Here is an 18496-nt window from a genome sequence, read left to right on the forward strand (position 1 = left end):
TGCTGCCAGGTATCGCTGAGGACGGTGAACCTCCTTGGAATTCGGGCTTTTTGTACAGGGATACGTGGGCAAGCGGGCCGAGACCGACCCGCTCGCGGAGCACAAGGCGCTGATGGAGGAGACCGAGTACGTCATCCAGGCGGACAAGTCCGGCTTCAAGTACGCGTGGGCCTCCGAGCACCACTTCCTGGAGGAGTACTCGCACCTCTCCGCCAACGACGTCTTCCTCGGCTACCTGGCGCACGCGACCGAGCGCATCCATCTGGGATCCGGGATCTTCAACCCGCTCGCCCAGGTCAACCACCCCGTGAAGGTCGCCGAGAAGGTCACCATGCTCGACCATCTCACCGAGGGCCGCTTCGAGTTCGGCAGCGGACGCGGGGCCGGCTCGCACGAGATCCTCGGCTTCATCCCCGGTGTGACCGACATGAACTACACCAAGGAGATCTGGGAAGAGACCATCGCCGAGTTCCCCAAGATGTGGCTCCAGGACGAGTACGTCGGCTTCCAGGGCAAGCACTGGTCACTGCCGCCGCGCAAGATCCTGCCCAAGCCGTACGGGAAGTCGCACCCCGCGATGTGGTACGCCGCCGGGTCGCCGCCGTCGTACTCCATGGCCGCGCGCAAGGGGCTCGGCGTGCTGGGTTTCAGTGTGCAGAAGGTCTCCGACATGGAGTGGGTGCTGGAGAAGTACAAGACGGCGATCGTCGACGCCGAGCCGATCGGTGACTTCGTCAACGACAACGTGATGGTGACGACGACCGCGATCTGCGCACCCACGCACGACGAGGCGGTGCGGATCGCGGTGAACGGCGGGCTGCACTACCTGCCGTCGCTCGTCTTCCGGTACCACGACACGTTCCCCCGGCCCGACGGTTTCCCCGTGTGGCCGGAGACGCTGCCCGAGTACAACGAGGAGCTCATCGAACTGCTCATCGAGGAAGAGCTGTTGATCTGCGGGGACCCGGAGGAGGTGGTCCGGCAGTGCAAGCGGTGGGAGCAGGCCGGGGCGGATCAGTTGAGCTTCGGATTGCCGGTGGGGGTGCCGAAGGAGGCGACGCTGCAGACGATCCGGCTGGTCGGGGAGCACGTGATTCCGAAGATCGACACGGATCCTGTGCATCGGACTTCGCGGTTCCGGGCGGCGGGTTGAGGTTGTAAGGCGGCTGCGGGTGTGTGGGGGCTGGTCGCGCACACGCGGCGGAGCCGCAAATCGACACAGCCCCGCGCCCCTGGGTCGACTGCGGTACTCGGTTGCTACTAGGTGCCCAAAGGGGAGAGGCATGCTCGACCATGTCATCAAAGGTGTGACCGTCGTCGATGGGACCGGCGCGCCCGCGTACACCGCCGACGTGGGGATACGGGACGGCCGTATCGCCGTCATCGGGACCGTCACCGAAGAGGCCCGTACATCCGAGGACGCGGCCGGGCTTGTGCTCGCGCCCGGGTTCGTCGATCCGCACACCCACTACGACGCGCAGCTGTTCTGGGACCCGTACGCGACCCCGTCCCTCAACCACGGGGTGACGACCGTCGCGGGCGGGAACTGCGGGTTCACGCTCGCGCCCCTCAACCCCTCCCGTCCCGAGGACGCGGACTACACGCGGCGGATGATGTCCAAGGTCGAGGGGATGTCGCTGGTCGCGTTGGAGGAGGGGGCGCCCTGGAGCTGGCACGGTTTCGGGGAGTATCTGGACGCCCTCGAAGGACGGATCGCCGTCAACGCGGGGTTCATGGTGGGGCATTGCGCGCTACGGCGGTATGTGATGGGACCCGATGCCGTCGGCGGTCAGCCCAGTGACGATCAACTGGACGCGATGCTGCGGCTGTTCCACGAGGCGATGGAGGCGGGCGCGTGGGGGCTGTCGACCACGCAGTCCTCGACGCACAGCGACGGGGACGGGCAGCCGGTCGCGTCGCGGCATGCTCGGCCCGCCGAACTGATCGCGCTGTCGCGGGCGGTGGGCGAGCACGAGGGTACGCAGATCGAGGCGATCGTGGCGGGATGCCTGGACCAGTTCAGCGACGACGAGATCGATCTCTTCGTGGAGATGAGCGCGGTGGCCGGCCGGCCCCTCAACTGGAACGTCCTCACCATCGACGCGGCCGTCCCCGAGCGGGTGCCGAGGCAGTTGGAGGCGAGCGAGCGGGCGCGGAAGGCGGGGGGCCGGGTGGTGGCCCTGACGATGCCGATCCTCACGCCGATGAACATGTCGCTGGGTACGTTCTGCGCGCTGAACCTGATCCCGGGGTGGGGCCCGATCCTGGGCCTGCCGGTGCCCGAGCGGATCGAGCGGCTGCGCGACCCGGACGTGCGAGCGCAGATGCTGCGGCGCGCGGACAGCAAGGAGGCGGGCGTCTTCCGCCGGCTCGCCAACTTCGGGCGGTACGTCATCGGCGACACGTACACCGAGGCGAACGAGGGCCTGACCGGGCGGGTCGTCAAGGACATCGCGGCGGAGCGGGGGCAGGAACCGTTCGAGTGCCTGGTGGAGATCTGCGCGGCCGACGACCTCCGTACGGTCCTGTGGCCCATGCCCACCGACAACGACCCCGACTCCTGGACCCTGCGCGCCGAGACCTGGCGGCACGAGGACGTGCTGCTCGGCGGCTCGGACGCGGGCGCCCACCTGGACCGCATGTGCGGTGCCCCATACACCACCAGGTTCATCGGGGACTGTCTGCGTGGCCGGAAGCTGGTCGGGCTCGAACAGGCGGTGAAGATGCTGACCGACGACCCGGCGCGCCTCTTCGGCCTGCGGGAACGGGGGCAGGTGCGGGAGGGGTGGCATGCGGACCTCGTCCTCTTCGACCCGGAGCGCGTCGACGCCGACAAGGCCACCCTGGTGCACGACCTGCCGGGTGACAGTCCACGCCTCGACTCCAGGGCGATCGGCGTACGGGCGGTCTGGGTCAACGGCGTCGAGGCGATCCGCGACGACGTGGTGACCGGGGCGGTGCCCGGGAAGGTGCTGCGGAGCGGGCGGGACACGCGGACGGTGAGTACGAAGTGAGTTCCGCGGGGGCGTCCGCCGGGTCTTCCGAAGGGCAGCGGTTGTTCATCGGTGGCTCCTGGGTGGAGCCCGACGGTGGGCACTACGAGGTGATCGACCCGGCGACAGAGGGCGTCGTCGGGTGGGCGCCGGAGGCCTCGCGGGAACAGGTGCACGCGGCCGCCGCCGCTGCCCGCGAGGCCTTCGGCCCGTGGTCACGGATGCCCGCCGCCGAGCGTGCGACCGTCCTGGCCCGTACGGCGGAGCTGATACGACGCGACCTCGTCCCGTACGCCGAACTCGCCCGGGCCGAGACCGGCGCGACGACCGGCACCGCCCGCGGCATGCAGGTGGGGGTGGGCGCGGCCCGGTTCCAGCGGTACGCCCGCGTCGAGCCGGTGGAGGAGCCGATCGCCCCCCAGATCAACGAGGCGGGCCCCTTCGGCAAGGCGGCCGTGATGGGCGCCCTCGCCGTACGGCAGCCCGTGGGAGTGGTCACCTGCGTCACCTCGTACAACAACCCCTGGGCCAACCCGGCCGGCAAGATCGCCCCCGCCCTGGCCATGGGCAACACCGTGGTCGTGAAGCCGGCCCCGCAGGACCCGCTCTCCGTCTACCGCATGGCGGAGGCCCTGGAGGCCGCCGGTGTCCCGCCGGGGGTGGTGAACGTGGTGAGCGGTTCGGGCGCGGACGTCGGCGAGGCGGCCGTGGACTCACCGGACGTCGACATGGTGAGCTTCACCGGCTCGACGGCGGTCGGACAGCGCATCGCGGAGGTGTGCGGGCGCGGGATGAAGCGCCAGCTGATGGAACTGGGCGGCAAGGGCGCGGCGGTCGTCTTCGACGACGCGGACGTGGGGTCGGCGGTGGCCGGCATCGCCACGACCTTCACCTTCTACAGCGGGCAGATCTGCACGGCACCGACGCGGGTGATCGCGCAACGGGGCGTCTACGACCGGCTGGTGACCCAACTGGCGGCGTACGCGGGGCGGTTGCCGGTGGGCGACCCGCGCGAACCGGGCACGGTGGTCGGGCCGGTGATCTCGGCGGCGCACCGGGACCGTGTCGAGTCGTACGTCGAGCTGGGTCGCAAGGAGGGCGCGCGGGTGGTGGCCGGTGGTGAACGGCCGCCGTACGAGCGGGGTTTCTACGTCGTCCCGACCGTCCTTGCCGATTGCACCCCGGACATGCGCGTCGTCCGCGAGGAGATCTTCGGCCCGGTCGTCGTCGTCCTCCCCTTCGACGACGAGGACGAGGCCGTCACCCTCGCCAACGACAGCGACTACGGCCTCATCGACTACGTCTGGTCCGGCGATGTGGCCAGGGCGTTCCGCGTTGCCCGACGCCTCCGGGCGGGGGGAGTGGGCGTGAACACCGTGGGCCGCAACATGGAGGCCCCGTTCGGCGGCTTCAAGAAGAGCGGGGTGGGCCGCGACGTGGGGTCGTACGCGCTGCACGCGTACAGCGAGGTGCAGGCGATCGTCTGGCCCGGGTGAGGCCTGCCCTGCGGTCACGAACGGGGTTGTGGACGAGGGTGATCCCTTCCTATTTGATCGTCGATGGCGCAATGATGTTCGAATGCGGAATGAGCGGCGTACTGGGCGTGTGGCGAAGCCGTGGCAGTGGCCCCTGGGTGGCCTGGTGGCGGCCGTCGTGGGCGCACTGTTCGTGCCGGTCGGTGGGCTGCTCTGGGTGCATCTGGGGGTGACCCTGGGCGCGGTCGTCACGCTCGTGCGCATGGCGAACCGGGAGATCCCCTTCCCGGTGGCCGTCGCGCAGTGGCGGCTCGGGGCTGACGCCCCCGACGTACTGCGCGCCCGCGTCCTGTCGGCGGCGGCGTGCCTGCAGCAGGGGCAGCCCGGCCTCGCGGTGTACCGGCTGAAGGCCGTACTGCCGGACCTGACCCGGGTACTGGGCGCGGACCACCCCGACACCCTGTCCGCCCGCTGCCTGAGCGTCCAACTGCGGGGAGAGACAGGCGACTTGCCGGACCGCAACGCCACGGTCGACCAGCTGATCGCCGACACCACCCGCGTCCTCGGCCCCGGCCACCCGGACACTCTCGCCGCCCTCTACTGCCGCGCCGAGTGGCGCAACCAGGACGGCCGCACCGACGAGGCGGAGGCGGCCTACGTCGATGTCGTCACCACGGCCACGGAACATCTCGGTGCCGAACACGACACGACCCTGATCGCCCGCAGCTCACTCACGATCCTGCGCCACGACCGAGCCGACCAGACCGCAGACGGGGCCGCCGCCGCCGTCGACGACATGACCGCCGTCGTCGACGCGATGGAACGCGCCCTGGGCGCCGACAATCCGACCACGGCCTCCACCCGCCGCCTCCTCACCCAGTGGCAGAACGCGCGGTCCCGAAAGGCGCCGTGACGAGCCGCCCTCTCCTCTACCTGGACGTGGACGGGCCGTTGAATCCGTACGCCGCGAAGCCGCAGCGGCGGCCCGCCGGTTACACGACCCACCGGATGAAACCGCAGGGCTGGCTCGCCCAGCATCCGGGACGGCCCGCGGCGTACGTCAAGCCGCTACGGGTCTGGCTCAACCCGGACCACGGCCGTCAACTGCTGCAGTTGGGCGAGCTGTTCGACCTGGTGTGGGCGACTACCTGGGTCGGCGAGGCGAACACGTACATCGCCCCGGTCCTCGGACTGCCGGAACTGCCAGTGGTGGACTGGCCCGAGACGCGCGCATCCGGGGTGAGCGCGAACCCTGAGGTCTTCTGGAAGACACCGCATCTCGTCGAGCACGCGGCCGGGCGGCCGTTCGCGTGGGTCGACGACGAGATCGACGCTCCCGACCGGGCCTTCGTGGCCACGCACCACGGGGCCTCCGCCCTGCTGCACCGTGTCGACTCACGACTCGGCCTGTGTGAACCGGACTTCGCGATCCTTGCCGCTTTCGCACGGACTACCGGCCGCACTGGATAGCGATACGGTCGGCGGATGATCGTGTGGGTGAACGGGGCCTTCGGGAGCGGCAAGACCACGTTGGTGGAGGAGCTGCGGGGACGGTGGACCGAGGCGCTGGTGTTCGATCCCGAGGTGGTCGGCTACGTGCTGAGGGAGATCGTGGAGGTACCGACAGGGGACTTCCAGGATCTGCGGTTGTGGCGGCGGCAGGTGGCCGAGTTCCTGGTGGGCCTCGTGGAGGAGTACCGGCGGCCGGTACTGGTGCCGATGACCTTGGTGAACCCCGCCTACGTGGCTGAGGTGTTCGGCGCGGTCGGCGCCGTCGGCGTCCCCCTTCACCACTTCTTCCTCAAGGTGCCCGAGGACGTACTGGTCGCCCGGATCGACGGCCGCAGCTTCACCCCGGACGATCCCGAGCAGGACGAACGGGTCCGGCGGTGGTGCAAGGAGCGGATCGCGGCGAGTGTGGCCGCGGTCGACACCCTGCCCACCGACACGGTGTTCCTGGACGGTGAGTCGAGCCCGGCCGAGCTGGCCGAGCTGGTGCTGCGCCGGGTGACCGGGTGACCGGGTGAGCGGGTGACGGTGTAGTAGTCCGCCCGGCCGGTCTTGGCCGTTGAGGTATGCCCGCGCGCTCCGCGTCGGCGATGGCGAACTGGTTGTTGATGCCGGTCACTTCACCGTCGAGGCAGTCCATGGGGAAGCTGGCGAAGCAGGCCTCCATGGGGCGAAGCACGACCTCGATCGTTACCAGGTGAGGATGCGGGCCACGGAGCCGATCTCGAGGGCCGTCCACATCGAGCCGTCGGGTCCTGGGGCGATGCCGTGGGGCTCGGAGGAGGGGGTCGGCAGATCGTGTTCGTGGATTTCGTGGTGACGGCCGTCGAAGGTGATCCGGCCCACGCGGTTCGCGCCCCACTCGGTGAACCAGCAACCGCCGTCGGTGTCGGCGTCGGCGGCGATGGCGTGCGGACGGGACTCGCGGTCCGGGAGGGGGAACTCGTCGATCTTCCCGTCCGGTGCTATCCGGCCGATCTGACCGGCCCCGATCTCGACGAACCACATGGCCCCGTCCCCACCGGCGGTGATGCCCACGGGGGCGGCGCCCGGCGTCGGCAGCGGGTGGACCGTGACCTCGCCGTCGAGTGTCATGGCACCGATCGCGTGCGCCTGGTTCATCGTGAACCACAGTCGGCCGTCCGGCCCGGCGGCGATGGCCGACGGGAACGCCCCGGAGAGCGGGAGCGGGAACTCTCCGACCTCCCCCTCGGTCGTGATCCGGCCGATCCGGTCGGCCCCCGCCTCCGTGAACCACAGCGCGTCATCGGGACCGAGCGCGATCCCGAACGGGCCGGCATCAGGCGTAGGCAAGGAGAAGGAGGTGATGTCTCCGGCCGTACTGATACGTCCGATCCGATGCTCCCGGAACTCCGTGAACCACAGCGCGCCGTCCGGCCCGGCCGTGATGATCGAGGGTCCGCCGGAGGCCGATTCGAGCGCGTACGACGTGGTCTCACCGTCGGGTGCGAGCCTGCCGATCCGCCCACTGTGGACCATGGTGAACCACAGCGCGCCGTCCGGCCCGGCGGTGATTCCGTAAGGCCCCACCTCGGCCTCGGCGACGGAGAACTCCGTGATGGATACGGTCGTCGGGCGAGGAGGCATGCGTTCGGTTTCCTCAGTTGCTGTTGTTTTCGCTGTTGTTGTAGCTGTTGTTCTCGCCGTTGTTCTTGCTGTTGTTCTTGGCGTGAGCGAGGCGGGATTCGAGCGCTGCCCGGCAGTCCGGCCACTCCGTTGCGGTGATCGAGACGATCGCGGAGTCGCGGAGGCAGCCGTCCTCGCCCGGTGCCCAGGAGCGGGACCAGTTTCGCAGTACGCCCTCGAAACGGGCGCCAACCCCTTCGATCGCGGCCCTGGAACGACCGTTCCGCGCATCCGTCTTCAGGTCGACGCGTGCCACGTCCCACCGCTCGAAGGCATGCCGGAACAGCAGGTACTTGGCCTCGGTGTTCAGCCCCGTGCCCTGGGCCGACGCCGCGAGCCAGGTGAAGCCCACCTCGATGGCGCACAGCCCGCTGTCCCCCGTCGGCCACAGTCGCGGATCCCAGAAACCCGTGGCCCCGACCGCCCGCCCCGACGCCCGCTCGACCTGCGCGTACGGGGCCAGCTGCCCGGCGGCGGCACGGGCGAGCTGCGCGTCGATGTACGCCTCGACCTCGGCAGCTCTGGGCACCCACGTGAACCGGTACGAACGCCGGTCCTCCTCCGCCGCCACGGCCAGATCCGCCGCGTGGCGGTGATCCAACGGTTCCAGACGCACGAGCGTGCCCTCCAGAACCGGTCCCTCAAGCGTGAAACTCATCTGCCGCCAACGCCAATCGAGTGCCGGTACAGCGTTCATGGTTCGTTCGTTTCCGGGGTGCCCCGGGGCGTTCAAGGGGCGTCCGCGGCCAAGCGACGCCGCCCGGGCTCCGACGGCACAGCGTTCCAGAGCGCTCGTGCGGTGTCGCGTGAATTCCGCGCGGGGGAAGGGGCATCGGAGTCGGCGGAGTCGACCGACAACATCGGGAGGCTCGCCAAGGCGGGCGACATGGACGGCCTGGTCGATCTCGCAGAGCCTGTGGGGGGGCGGCGGGCCCGTCCCCCGACACCGAGGCCGATGAGGCGTTGCGGGCGGCGATCCCCGCGTGGTTCACGTCGTACGGCCACGACACCCCGGCGCCTCCGGGCACTCGACCGGGCCGGCGAAGCCGACATCCCCGCCGCCCTGCTCCTCGGCGAGAAGGACCAGCCCGAGGTCGTCCGCTGCAACGAGGAAACTGGCGGGTGCCGGCCGGGTTCGAGGCGGAGACTCGACCCCGGGGCGGCGACACGCATCCTGTGCGTGGTCCGGGCCCGGGAGGCCCCCGTTCGGCCGGAGGTCGCTGATGGACACAGCCCTGCACGACCCGGCCACACAGGTACAGCCAGAGGCGACGGAGAGGCCCTGAACCATCACACCGGTGAAACACCGGGCCCCGCACGCTGACGCCGTACCCCGCGTCCCAGATCGCACGATCACGCCAACCCGAACGGACCAGGGCAGCGCAAGCCCGGAAGCCGACCATCACGCGACCGAGCTAATTCGACTCATGCGCCCTCCTTGGCGAGCAGCTAGCAACCCCCTAGCCGCGCAGGTCCACCCGTACCGTCAGCAACCCTGACCCCAGTACCCGTACCGCCGCGCTGTTCATGCGAGGCAGTGTCCGCAGGCGGGCCACCGGGTCGTCGTTCGGGAGGAGGTGGGCCGTGCCCGCGTGCCAGCGGCCCCGGATGCGGACGCGGACCGAGGGGTCGGCCTTGATGTTGCGGATGTAGTGGGACTTCTCGCCGTACTCGGAGACCAGCCAGAACGTGTTGCCGACGCGGCGCCCGCCGATGGGGGTGCGGCGGGGGAGGCCGGAGGTGCGGCCGGTGGTCTCCAGGACGGTCTGGAGCGGTAGGCGGCGGAGGACCGGGTTGGCGACGTGGCGCTGGAAGGCAGTGACGACACGTTGCTTGAGGTCCGCGTGGGCTGCGGGGCCCGCTTGATTCTCGTGGTCCGCATGGCGGGACATCGGCTTGGTTCTCCTCGGGGTGTGGGAGGTACGGGTTACAGGATCGGGTACGGGGCGAAGGTGGTGGGTGGCCGGTGCGGGTCGTGACGTGGAACCTGTGGTGGCGGTTCGGGCCGTGGCAGGAGCGCCAGAAGGCGATCCTCGCCGTGCTGCGTGAACTGCGGCCCGACGTGGTCGGGTTGCAGGAGGTCTGGCAGCGGGACGGGGAGAGCGGGGAGAGCGGGGAGAGCGGGGCGAATCTGGCCGGGTGGCTCGCTGGGGAACTCGGTATGCGCTGGGCCTGGGGCGAGTACGGCGACGCCGGGCGCTGGCAGCAGCGGATTGGGGACCCGAGCGTAGGGATCGGCATAGCCGTGCTGAGCCGGTGGCCCGTCCTGGAGCGGGATGCCATCGGGCTGCCGACGGGAGAGGGCGGCAGCGCACGCGGCGCGCTCTACGCCCTCCTCGACGCGCCGGGCGCGCCCGTCCCCTTCTTCACCGCCCACCTCAGCTCCGCGACCGACGCGTCCGCGGTGCGCTGCAGCCAGGTCGCCGCGCTGGCCGAGTTCGTGGCCCGCCACCGGGCCGGAAGTGCCCACCCGCCCGTGGTCACCGGGGACTTCAACGCCTGGCCCGACTCCGACGAGGTCCGGCTGTTCGGCGGGTACAAGACCGCGCCCGCCGTACCCGGGCAGTGCTTCTTCGACGTCTGGGAGTACGCCGAGCCGGGCGCGCCCTCGGCCACCTGGGACCTCGCGAACCCGTACGTCGCCGGGTCGTTCGGGCCGAGTGTGCGGATCGACTACATCCACGTCGGGCCGCCGGGCCCGGGTGGCATGGGGCACGTGCGCGCCGTACGGAGGGCGGGCGACGCCCCGGTCGACGGCGTCTGGCCCTCCGACCACATGGCCGTCGTAGCCGACCTCGCGGACGGGGTGGGCGGGGCGGGCGGGACGTAAGGGGCGCACGGAACGGACGGAACGGACGGAACGGGCCACGAGGGGAGCGGGGCGGACCGCGGCAGGGCCGGGGCCCGCTGAAGACCCCGGTCGCCCGTCCCCCTCACACGAACTACGGCTTCCTGCCCACCCCTCCATGCTGCCCGATCGGCTTCGGCTCGCCCCCCTGCGTGGCGTCCGGGCGCCACAGCGGTACGGAGACGATGCCGGGGTCGATCAGGTCGAGGCCGTCGAAGTAGCCGGTGATCTGGTCGATGGGGCGGAGGAAGTACGGGACGGCGCCTGTCTCGTTGTAGGCGTCCTGGGCGCGCTCGTAGTCGGGGTCGGTGCCCCGGGAGCCCTCGTTGATGTTGAGGTAGCTGCCGGAGGGGAGGCCGGCGAGGAGGCGGCGGACGATGTCGCGGGCCTGGTCGTAGTCGCCGACGTGGCCCAGGATGCCGCTGAGGATCAGAGCCGTGGGCCGGGACAGGTCCAGCGTCTTGGCGGCGGCCTCCAGGATGCGGTCCGTGTCGTAGAGGCTGGCGTCCACGTACGCGGTGGCACCCTCGGGGGAGGAGTAGAGCAGCGCGCGGGCGTGCGCGAGGACCATCGGGTCGTTGTCGACGTAGACGATCCTCGCCTCCGGCGCGCTGCGCTGGGCGACCTGGTGGGTGTTGTCCGCCGTGGGCAGCCCGGTGCCGACGTCCAGGAACTGCCGGACGCCCTCCACCTCCACCAGATGCCGGATGCTGCGCCGCAGATACGCGCGGCTGCTGCGGGCGATGGTCACGATGCCGGGGAAGGCGCCGGCGTACGCGTCGCCGGCCGCCTCGTCCACCGGGTAGTTGTCCTTGCCGCCCAGCCAGTAGTTCCAGATGCGGGCGGAGGCGGGCACCGAAGTGTCGACCTTCTCCTTCGCCGCCGGAGCCGCCGCCGGGTCGGGCGTGGTCGCGTGATCGGTCATGGGCGCCGTCTCCTCCGCCGTGCAGGTGCGTCCACGCGTACGGAGGTACAGCCGTACAGACGCACGTGATGTGTCGAGCCAAACCTAAGGCCCAACACAGCTGTTCCGTACGCGGGTTCCCCCTTACCTTCCCGCTGGCTGCTATCGCCGCCCTGTCCCCGCCCTATCGCCGCCCGAGGAAGATCGGGTTCGTGAAGGCCGCCAGCGGTCCCGGGAAGCCCGGAACGATCGGCGGGTGGCGGACCTCGGCACGTACGTATGCCGCGTACGAGGCCGTCGTACGCCACTCCGCCGAGCCGGTGCCGGACGCCGGGAGCGTGGCCGAGGTGAACAGGACGCCCTGGTCGGTGACGAAGCGGATGGTGCAGCCGGCGGAGCCCGTCGCCTCCAGGCGGACGGTGACCGGGGCGTCGGCAGCCACCTTCAGCCGCTCGCCGATGCCCGCGTGCTCGCCGCGCGCCCCGGACGCCGTGAACGACACGGACACGTCCTTGGACTCGGCGACGTACGAGCGGCCGGCCCGCAGGCCCTCCTGGACGGCCTCCCTGGTCAGGTCGTCGGCGAGGACGACGGTCTGGGGGCGGCCGACGGGGTCGGGGTCGCGGTGGGCGTCGCTGTTGCCCATCGCCGGGATCCACTCCTGTCGGCCCTCGCGCACGGCTGCCACGAGCATGCCGTCCCAGTCGGCGAGCGCCACCTCGTCCTCCGGCGAGTACGCGCCGTTCCACACCTCCACCGCGTCCGCCTCGCCGAAGCCGAACTTCCAGTTGCAGCCGATGCAGGTGGCGTGCGGATGCGCCGGCACGACCAGGCCCCCGGCGCGGCGGATCTGCCGGGCGTACTTGCCGAACCGGTTGTCCCGGGCCCGGTAGCGCCAGTCGACGAACGTCCCCGGGTCGACACCGAGGGCCACCACGTGACCGTTGCGCGTGGTCACCTCCTCGCCCAGCAGGATGAGGAGGTCGTCACCAGCGTGCTCGGCCCAATGGGCGTGCGCGGACTGGGTGTTGTGTTCCGAGCTGTTGATGAAGTCCAGGCCCGCCGCCCGCGCCAGCGCCGCCAGCTCGGCGAGCGTGCGGCGGCCGTCGGAGTACCAGGAGTGCAGATGGCAGTCGCCCCGGTACCAGGCCCGGCCCCGCCCCTTGGCCCGCTCCGGCGGGTACACCGGCTTCACCGCCGTGGCCGGCCTGCCGTACGTCAGGGTGATCGTGATCTCGTACGGCAGCCCGTCCGGCGCCACCGTGTACGGGCCCAGCGCGATGTGCCACGTGCCGGGGCGGACCGGGCCGGGAATGTAGCCCGGTGTCGCCTCGTCCGCCCGGATGAAGAACTCCGTGCGGGCGCCGCCCGACCAGCCCCGGAAGCCCTTGCCGCCGAGTTCCGTGCCGCGCTCGTCGAAGACACCGATGTCGAGCGCGTTGCCCGCGGTGCCGGCCGGGACGGTCGGTCTTTCGTAGCTGTACGAGACCTTCAACTCCCGTACCCCCGACGGTACTTCGACCGGCAGATACACGAAATCGGGGGAGCCGGTGGGGAGGGTCCCCCGGATGGTCTTCGTCTCCTGGTCGCCGTGCGCGGCCTCGGCGCCGCTCGTCCCAAAGGTCACGCTTCCCAACGTAAGCGCGGCCGCCGCCGACGTCACGAACAGCGCGCGCCTTCCGAGTCCGTTCCCGTCACCGTGGTGGTCGTCGCACATGCTGCTGCTCCCCAGGTCGGTCGTGAGTGACATGGCGTGGGTGGTGCAGGGGTGGTGCGTGCCACTTTCGTATGCCGTCGTGAACTGCGGGGCAAGGGAAGGGAATCGGCGGCTTTCTACTTGGCCGACTTGTACCGGTTGGCCGACTCGCACCGGGTCACGACGTGCAGACGTCGGCCAGTTCGTCGGCGGCCGCGTCGATTCCGCTGGAGTCGGGGTCGGTGTCACCGTTCAGGATCGACTTGTTGTAGTCCTCGACGGCCAGGGCGAGGCCGTCGACCGCCTTCTCGACTTTGCTGTCGTCGCTGCCCGCCTTGTCCTCGATCTCGTCGATCTCGTCGAGGTTCTTCTCGATGGTGTCGATGGATTCACGGGTCCGGGCCGGGTCCTTCGCCGCGTCCAGCCCGGCCTGGTGGATGTCCCTGAGGCTCTCGGCGATCGTGTCCGCGTTCGAGACACAGTCCAAGGAGTCGCCGAACTCGCAGCCGGTGAGCAGCCCGACGGAGAGGGTGAGGGCGGCGACGCCGGTGGTGAGGGCGGCGATACGGCTTCGAGCGCTTCGAGCGCTTCGAGTGCTTTCAGCGGTTCGAGCGGTTCGAGCGCTTCGGCGGGGGCGGCGGGAATGCTCGGCAGCCATGAGGGGCCCTTCCTTCGGGAGGCGTGGTGTGCGGGATCTCTGGCGACCACGATCTCCTCGCCCGTCCGCCGCCACGAGGGACCGGCCTCCCGGATCCATGGTGTAGTCCGCTACACCTACGCCCCCAACCCGGCCCCGTCCGACAGGAGACACAGAACGTGCGGACACCGACCTGCCTGCTGGGCGGAGCGACGGCCCTGCGGGGGTCGCTGCGCGACCTGGACCGGACCGGCTGGCCCCTCTAAGTGCCGACCGGTCGGTATGGACATCCCTGTCCCGAGCCGCTAGAGATGACCACATGCGCATCTCCGTGACGATCTTCCTCACCGACGAGACGATCACTCCGACCCGGCTCGCCCGCGAACTGGAGCAACGTGGCTTCGCGGGGCTCTACCTCCCCGAGCACACGCACATCCCCGTCGAGCGGACGACCCCGTACCCGGCCGGCGGGGACCTGCCGCGTGAGTACGGCCGCACCCTCGACCCCTTCGTGGCGCTCGGCCAGGCCGCCGCCGTCACCGAGCGGCTGGGGCTCGGCACCGGCATCACGCTGGTCGCCCAGCACGACCCGATCGACCTCGCGAAGCAGATCGCGACCGTCGACCACCTCTCCGGCGGCCGCCTCACCCTCGGCCTCGGCTACGGCTGGAACGTGGAGGAGGCCGCCGACCACGGGGTCGCGTGGCGTACCCGGCGGGAACTGGTGCGGGACCGGATGGCGCTGATGCGGGCGCTTTGGGCGGAGGAGCCGACGGCGTACGAGGGGGAGTTCGGGAGCGTGCGGGCGAGTGAGGCCCACCCGAAGCCGGTGCAGAAGCCGCGGGGACCGGTGGTGGGGCCGCGCACGCTGATCGGTGGGGCCGCGGGGCCGAAGCTGTTCGCACACATCGCCGAGTACGCGGACGGATGGCTGCCGATCGGGGGGCGGGGGCTGGGCGAGGCGCTGCCGGTGCTGCGGGCGGCGTGGGCGGATGCCGGGCGCGATCCCGCCGCGTTGCAGGTGGTGCCGTATGCCGTGCAGCCGAGTGCGGGGAAGCTGGCGTACTACGCGGAGTTGGGGATCGAGGAGGCCGTGGTGCAGCTGCCTCCGGCGGGGGAGGGCGAGGTGCTGGGGTTGTTGGATTCCTACGGTGAGTTCTTGGCCTAGGAGTGCGGGGTCTCGTCCGCGTTCTCAGGTCCGTTGCCGACTGCGGGTGCGTGGGGGCTGGTCGCGCCCACGCGGCGGAGCCGCATATGTCACAGCCCCGCGCCCCTGACGGGGCGCTGCCCCGAGCCTTGGACGAAAGCGCGGTCCCGATCCAGTGACAGCGTGTAACGACCGGCGGCCGGAACGACTCGGATGCGGCTGTCTGTCCTGATCACATCGCTCGTATGCTCGACGGATGACGACTTCCGCGACCTCTGGGACCGGCCCGACCGAGAACTCCATGCGGCGTGCGCTCAAACGCGCCCGGGACGGTGTGGCGCTCGACGTGACCGAGGCGGCGGTGCTGCTGCAGGCACGCGGCGCGGATCTGGAGGATCTGGCCGCGTCGGCGGCGCGGGTGCGGGACGTGGGCCTCCAGGAGGCCGGGCGGCCCGGTGTCATCACGTACTCGAAGAGCGTCTTCATCCCGCTCACCCGGCTGTGCCGGGACAAGTGCCACTACTGCACCTTCGTCACCGTGCCGGGCAAGCTGCGCCGGGCCGGGCACGGGATGTTCATGTCGCCGGACGAGGTGCTGGACGTGGCCCGCAAGGGGGCCGCGCTCGGCTGCAAGGAAGCGCTGATCACGCTCGGCGACAAGCCGGAGGACCGCTGGCCGGAGGCGCGCGAGTGGCTCGACGCGCACGGCTACGACGACACGATCGCGTACGTCCGGGCCATCTCGATCCGCATCCTGGAGGAGACGGGGCTGCTCCCGCACCTCAACCCCGGCGTCATGAGCTGGACGGACGTCCAGCGGCTCAAGCCCGTCGCCCCGTCGATGGGGATGATGCTGGAGACGACCGCGACCCGGCTGTGGTCCGAGCCGGGCGGCCCGCACCACGGCTCCCCCGACAAGGAGCCGGCGGTCCGGCTGCGGGTCCTGGAGGACGCCGGCCGTTCCTCCGTGCCCTTCACGTCCGGTGTCCTCATCGGGATCGGGGAGACGTTCGAGGAGCGCGCGGAGTCGTTGTTCGCGCTCCGGAAGGTCTCACGGGCGTACCACGGCATCCAGGAACTGATCATCCAGAACTTCCGCGCCAAGCCGGACACCGCGATGCGCGGCATGCCGGACGCGGAGCTGGACGAGCTGGTCGCCACGGTGGCCGTCGCCCGGCACATCATGGGCCCGTCGGGCTGCATCCAGGCCCCGCCGAACCTCGTCGACAGCGAGTACGAGCGGCTCATCGGCGCCGGGATCGACGACTGGGGCGGGGTGTCTCCGTTGACGATCGACCATGTGAACCCCGAACGGCCCTGGCCGCAGATCGAGGAACTCACCGAGCGGTCCCGCGCCGCCGGTTTCGAGCTGCGGGAACGGCTGTGTGTGTATCCGGAGTTCGTGACGCGTGGCGAGCCGTGGCTCGACCCGCGCCTCCTGCCGCACGTGAGGGCCCTCGCCGACCCCGAGACGGGCCTCGCCCTGCCGGACGCGGTCGTCGAGGGGCACCCGTGGCAGGAGCCCGAGGAGGTCTTCGTCGCCGCCGGCCGTACGGATCTGCACACCTCGATCGACACCGAGGGCCGTACCGGCGACCGCCGGGAGGACTTCGACTCCGTCTACGGCGACTGGGGCGCCCTGCGCGAGGCGGCGGCGCCCGGTATGGCGCCCGAGCGCATCGACACGGACGTACGTGGGGCGCTGGCGACGGCGGCCGACGACCCCACGAAGCTGTCGGACGCCGAGGCGCTGGCCCTGCTGCACGCGGACGGGCCGGCCCTGGACGCGCTGTGCCGGATCGCGGACGACGTCCGGAAGGCGGCGGTGGGTGACGACGTCACGTACATCGTCACGCGGAACATCAACTTCACGAACGTCTGCTACACCGGCTGCCGTTTCTGCGCCTTCGCGCAGCGCCGCACGGACGCCGACGCGTACACGCTCTCCCTGGACCAGGTCGCCGACCGGGCCCAGCAGGCCTGGGACCTCGGCGCGGTCGAGGTCTGCATGCAGGGCGGCATCCACCCCGACCTGCCGGGGACGGCGTACTTCGACATCGCGAAGGCGGTGAAGTCCCGCGTGCCCGGCATGCACGTCCACGCCTTCTCCCCGATGGAGGTGGTGAACGGCGCGACCCGCACCGGGATGTCGATCCGCGAGTGGCTGACGGCCGCGAAGGAGGCGGGCCTCGACTCCGTGCCCGGCACGGCGGCGGAGATCCTGGACGACGAGGTGAGGTGGGTCCTCACCAAGGGCAAGCTCCCCACCGCCACCTGGATCGAGGTGATCTCCACCGCCCACGAGCTGGGCATCCGCTCGTCCTCGACGATGATGTACGGCCACGTCGACCAGCCCCGCCACTGGCTGGGCCACCTCCGCACCCTGGCCGGCATCCAGCAACGCACCGGCGGCTTCACGGAGTTCGTGACGCTCCCCTTCATCCACACCAACGCCCCGGTGTACCTGGCGGGCATCTCCCGCCCCGGCCCCACCATGCGCGACAACCGCGCCGTCACCGCCATGGCCCGCCTTCTCCTCCACCCCTGGATCCCCAACATCCAGACCAGCTGGGTCAAGCTCGGCACGGAGGGAGCGGCCGAAATGCTCCGCTCGGGCGCGAACGACCTGGGCGGCACGCTGATGGAGGAGACGATCTCGCGGATGGCGGGCTCGTCGTACGGCTCCTACAAGTCGGTCAAGGACCTGATCGCCGTCGCCGACGCGGCGGGCCGCCCGGCGAGGCCCCGCACCACCCTGTACGGCGAGGTCCCGGAGGAACGGCAGAAGGCGGCGCGGGCCTCCGACGGACATCTGCCGGAGCTGCTGCCGGTGTTGGAGTGAAGGCGGGGAACTTTCCGGGTGTGTGCTGCTACTCGGTGTCTTTGGGGTGGCGGGTCGACGCGTGGACGAGGTGCACCGTGCGTCGGGCCTCGTCGACGAGATAGCGCACCCGGCCGCCCGCTGTCACCTCGTACTCCCACTGGGCGTATGCGCGACCGCCCAGGTGGCCAGTGGCCAGACGCCCGCGTAGCCGGTGCTGACGGTCGGGATCCCTCCGGGAGAGGGGATCGTCACGCAGTGCCTCGAAGCAGCGACGTGTGTTGCCGGGCGCCTCGGCGCCCAGCTCGCGCGGGGCGACGTCGTCGCCGCGCTTGGGGCTCACGGCGCTGTCACCTCGCCGTGGTCCTCGTCCGGCAGCCGGCGGGTGAGCTTCGGGGTGAGTTCGGGATCGGCGAGGACGCGTGCCGTCGCCCGCCATTCGACGACGACTCGGTGGAGGTTGGCGTGGACGTCCAACTGGGCCACGTCGTGCGTGGCATCGATGAGTTCGGCCACGAACTGCTTCAGCTCGTCCGCCGACAGATGGCGGACCCACGGGAAGACCGAGGGCAGCGCTCTCAGTATGGTTCGCCCGCCGTTGTCGCTGCGGACCAGGGCGGCGAGCAGACGGGCCGTGATGTCCGCTGTTTCCTCTCGCTGCTGGTCATGGCGTGCTGTCGTGAGGTAAAGGTCTTCCCCGTCCCGACGCGTGATGTGCACACGCTGAGTCCGGTCGAGCGTCTCGGCGACGCGCTTCGAGTTTTTCGAAAACTCGGAGAAGGGGACCGTGGGGGTGGACATGATCCGACGGTACTTCGG

Annotated in this window: 17 protein-coding genes; 9 read left to right on the forward strand and 8 right to left on the reverse strand. The window is 70.7% G+C overall.

Going from position 1 to position 18496, the window contains the following annotated elements; all coding sequences use genetic code 11:
• Positions 1-34: 34 nt before the first annotated feature.
• The 6 genes from ACFU53_RS00995 to ACFU53_RS01020 all read left to right on the forward strand — a co-directional run bounded on the left by ACFU53_RS00995 (position 35) and on the right by ACFU53_RS01020 (position 6487).
• Positions 35-1153: an LLM class flavin-dependent oxidoreductase gene (locus tag ACFU53_RS00995; protein WP_383984426.1), complete on the forward strand. Its 1119-nt coding sequence runs from the start codon at positions 35-37 to the stop codon at positions 1151-1153.
• 130 nt (positions 1154-1283) lie between these two features.
• Positions 1284-3014, forward strand: coding sequence for an amidohydrolase family protein (locus ACFU53_RS01000; protein ID WP_383984428.1), 1731 nt, complete (start codon positions 1284-1286; stop codon positions 3012-3014).
• Positions 3011-4489: an aldehyde dehydrogenase family protein gene (locus ACFU53_RS01005; protein ID WP_383984431.1), complete on the forward strand. Its 1479-nt coding sequence runs from the start codon at positions 3011-3013 to the stop codon at positions 4487-4489. Before ACFU53_RS01000 ends, ACFU53_RS01005 begins: the two co-directional genes overlap by 4 nt.
• A 109-nt stretch (positions 4490-4598) precedes the next feature.
• A complete protein-coding gene (locus ACFU53_RS01010; RefSeq protein ID WP_383984434.1) occupies positions 4599-5381 on the forward strand; it encodes a tetratricopeptide repeat protein in 783 nt (260 codons plus the stop codon).
• The gene (locus ACFU53_RS01015) at positions 5378-5938 is read left to right on the forward strand and encodes a hypothetical protein (RefSeq protein ID WP_383984437.1); all 561 of its coding nucleotides are present in this window, start codon (positions 5378-5380) and stop codon (positions 5936-5938) included. Before ACFU53_RS01010 ends, ACFU53_RS01015 begins: the two co-directional genes overlap by 4 nt.
• 15 nt (positions 5939-5953) lie before the next feature.
• The gene (locus tag ACFU53_RS01020; protein WP_383984440.1) at positions 5954-6487 is read left to right on the forward strand and encodes an AAA family ATPase; all 534 of its coding nucleotides are present in this window, start codon (positions 5954-5956) and stop codon (positions 6485-6487) included.
• A 180-nt stretch (positions 6488-6667) separates the two neighbouring features.
• Here ACFU53_RS01020 and ACFU53_RS01025 read toward each other — a convergent pair whose 3' ends face one another.
• The 3 genes from ACFU53_RS01025 to ACFU53_RS01035 form a co-directional block, all read right to left on the reverse strand.
• A complete protein-coding gene (locus ACFU53_RS01025) occupies positions 6668-7585 on the reverse strand; it encodes a virginiamycin B lyase (RefSeq protein ID WP_383984443.1) in 918 nt (305 codons plus the stop codon).
• 13 nt (positions 7586-7598) lie between these two features.
• A complete protein-coding gene (locus ACFU53_RS01030; protein WP_383984523.1) occupies positions 7599-8282 on the reverse strand; it encodes a GNAT family N-acetyltransferase in 684 nt (227 codons plus the stop codon).
• 802 nt (positions 8283-9084) lie between these two features.
• Positions 9085-9516: a nitroreductase/quinone reductase family protein gene (locus ACFU53_RS01035; protein ID WP_383984446.1), complete on the reverse strand. Its 432-nt coding sequence runs from the start codon at positions 9514-9516 to the stop codon at positions 9085-9087.
• Between the two features lie 74 nt (positions 9517-9590).
• On the opposite strand from ACFU53_RS01035, the gene ACFU53_RS01040 reads away from it, so the two are divergent.
• Complete coding sequence (locus ACFU53_RS01040) at positions 9591-10454, forward strand: endonuclease/exonuclease/phosphatase family protein (RefSeq protein WP_383984449.1); 864 nt, start codon at positions 9591-9593, stop codon at positions 10452-10454.
• A 112-nt stretch (positions 10455-10566) separates the two neighbouring features.
• Here ACFU53_RS01040 and ACFU53_RS01045 read toward each other — a convergent pair whose 3' ends face one another.
• The 3 genes from ACFU53_RS01045 to ACFU53_RS01055 all read right to left on the reverse strand — a co-directional run bounded on the left by ACFU53_RS01045 (position 10567) and on the right by ACFU53_RS01055 (position 13730).
• Positions 10567-11397, reverse strand: a complete 831-nt coding sequence (locus tag ACFU53_RS01045) for an SAM-dependent methyltransferase (protein ID WP_383984452.1) — start codon at positions 11395-11397, stop codon at positions 10567-10569.
• Positions 11398-11560: 163 nt separating this feature from the next.
• On the reverse strand, positions 11561-13093 hold the full coding sequence (locus ACFU53_RS01050; protein ID WP_383984526.1) for a CehA/McbA family metallohydrolase: 1533 nt from the start codon (positions 13091-13093) through the stop codon (positions 11561-11563).
• Positions 13094-13250: 157 nt separating this feature from the next.
• Positions 13251-13730, reverse strand: coding sequence for a hypothetical protein (locus ACFU53_RS01055; protein WP_383984455.1), 480 nt, complete (start codon positions 13728-13730; stop codon positions 13251-13253).
• Positions 13731-14028: 298 nt separating this feature from the next.
• Between ACFU53_RS01055 and ACFU53_RS01060 the strand changes: the two genes are divergently transcribed.
• Positions 14029-14877, forward strand: coding sequence for an LLM class F420-dependent oxidoreductase (locus tag ACFU53_RS01060; protein ID WP_383984458.1), 849 nt, complete (start codon positions 14029-14031; stop codon positions 14875-14877).
• 235 nt (positions 14878-15112) lie between these two features.
• Entirely contained in the window at positions 15113-17698 is a 2586-nt protein-coding gene (locus ACFU53_RS01065; protein WP_383984461.1) for a bifunctional FO biosynthesis protein CofGH, read from the forward strand.
• 28 nt (positions 17699-17726) lie between these two features.
• Here ACFU53_RS01065 and ACFU53_RS01070 read toward each other — a convergent pair whose 3' ends face one another.
• Positions 17727-18020, reverse strand: coding sequence for a hypothetical protein (locus ACFU53_RS01070; RefSeq protein WP_383984464.1), 294 nt, complete (start codon positions 18018-18020; stop codon positions 17727-17729).
• Positions 18017-18478 (reverse strand): prevent-host-death family protein, encoded by a 462-nt coding sequence (locus ACFU53_RS01075; RefSeq protein WP_383984467.1) that lies wholly within the window; start codon positions 18476-18478, stop codon positions 18017-18019. Before ACFU53_RS01075 ends, ACFU53_RS01070 begins: the two co-directional genes overlap by 4 nt.
• Positions 18479-18496: the final 18 nt, after the last annotated feature.

The organism is Streptomyces sp. NPDC057474 (genome assembly GCF_042802555.1).
Taxonomy (GTDB): Bacteria; Actinomycetota; Actinomycetes; order Streptomycetales; family Streptomycetaceae; genus Streptomyces.

Coding starts and splice junctions, on each gene's coding strand:
- ACFU53_RS01025 (WP_383984443.1), bottom strand. CDS start 7,585: ATGCCTCCTCGCCCGACGACCGTATCCATCACGGAGTTCTCCGTCGCC.
- ACFU53_RS01030 (WP_383984523.1), bottom strand. CDS start 8,282: ATGAGTTTCACGCTTGAGGGACCGGTTCTGGAGGGCACGCTCGTGCGT.
- ACFU53_RS01000 (WP_383984428.1), top strand. CDS start 1,284: ATGCTCGACCATGTCATCAAAGGTGTGACCGTCGTCGATGGGACCGGC.
- ACFU53_RS01020 (WP_383984440.1), top strand. CDS start 5,954: ATGATCGTGTGGGTGAACGGGGCCTTCGGGAGCGGCAAGACCACGTTG.
- ACFU53_RS01050 (WP_383984526.1), bottom strand. CDS start 13,093: ATGTGCGACGACCACCACGGTGACGGGAACGGACTCGGAAGGCGCGCG.
- ACFU53_RS01075 (WP_383984467.1), bottom strand. CDS start 18,478: ATGTCCACCCCCACGGTCCCCTTCTCCGAGTTTTCGAAAAACTCGAAG.
- ACFU53_RS01035 (WP_383984446.1), bottom strand. CDS start 9,516: ATGTCCCGCCATGCGGACCACGAGAATCAAGCGGGCCCCGCAGCCCAC.
- ACFU53_RS01060 (WP_383984458.1), top strand. CDS start 14,029: ATGCGCATCTCCGTGACGATCTTCCTCACCGACGAGACGATCACTCCG.
- ACFU53_RS01065 (WP_383984461.1), top strand. CDS start 15,113: ATGACGACTTCCGCGACCTCTGGGACCGGCCCGACCGAGAACTCCATG.
- ACFU53_RS01055 (WP_383984455.1), bottom strand. CDS start 13,730: ATGGCTGCCGAGCATTCCCGCCGCCCCCGCCGAAGCGCTCGAACCGCT.
- ACFU53_RS01045 (WP_383984452.1), bottom strand. CDS start 11,397: ATGACCGATCACGCGACCACGCCCGACCCGGCGGCGGCTCCGGCGGCG.